This is a genomic window from Mesorhizobium sp. M2C.T.Ca.TU.002.02.1.1, assembly GCF_003997225.1.
Map to the genome: position 1 here is coordinate 1 of NZ_RZTO01001336.1, position 888 is coordinate 888.

The 888-nt window shown below is 64.1% G+C and carries 1 protein-coding gene; it reads left to right on the forward strand.

Going from position 1 to position 888, the window contains the following annotated elements; genetic code table 11:
- Positions 1–189: 189 nt before the first annotated feature.
- The coding region (locus EOD07_RS35935; protein ID WP_127238479.1) for a hypothetical protein at positions 190–888 on the forward strand (699 nt) is incomplete at its 3' end.

The following is an 888-nucleotide window of genomic DNA, read 5'->3' on the forward strand; positions in this document are numbered from 1 at the left end:
GGACTCAGTCGCCTGAGGCCCCGACGCGCCATCCATAGCCCGTCGGCGACACCTTGTCACCTCCCAGCGACATGTTGCCGACAAGTCTTCGCTAACCACGCCATTTGCCGGTTTCTCAAGATACTTCTGATATGCCTGCCCAAACGACGCATCAGTTCGCCGGCAACGGGCGACGGGCAGGGACGGCAAATGGGCGAATTGATCATGAGCGCTCCGGTGGCGGGGCTGACCTCGAAGAACAAGATCACGTCCGAGGACGTGACGATGCTGCGGCGCGAGGTTTTCGCCGACGGCGTCGTGACGCGGGGCGAAGCGGAGACGCTGTTCGCGCTCGACCAGACGGCGCGCGACAAATGCGGCGAATGGGCGCCGTTCTTCGTCGAGGCCGTGACCGACTACATCGTCCACCAGGAAAAGCCGGAAGGCTATATCTCCGAGCAGAATGCCGACTGGCTGGTCCGCACCGTCTCGCGCGACGGCATGGTCGACAGCCGCACCGAGCTCGAGTTGCTGGTGCATGTGCTGGAGGAAGCGAAATCCTCACCCGACCAGCTCTCGGCCTATGCGCTGGAACAGGTCGCGCATGCGGTGATCGACGGCAAGGGGCCGATGATGCATGGCGGCAGCCTGGTTCCCGGCCATATCGCCAAGGCCGAGGTCGATCTCTTGCGCCGCATCCTTTACGCCTATGGCGGCGACGGCAACATCGCCATCAGCAAGGCCGAGGCGGAGGTCCTGTTCAGGATCAACGACCGGACCGCGGCCGCCGACAACGATCCGTCCTGGAACGACCTCTTCGTCAAGGCGATCGCCAACCATGTCATGTGCGCGACCGGCTATGAGCCGCCGACGCGGGAAGTGGCGCTGCGCCACGAGACCTTCCTCGAC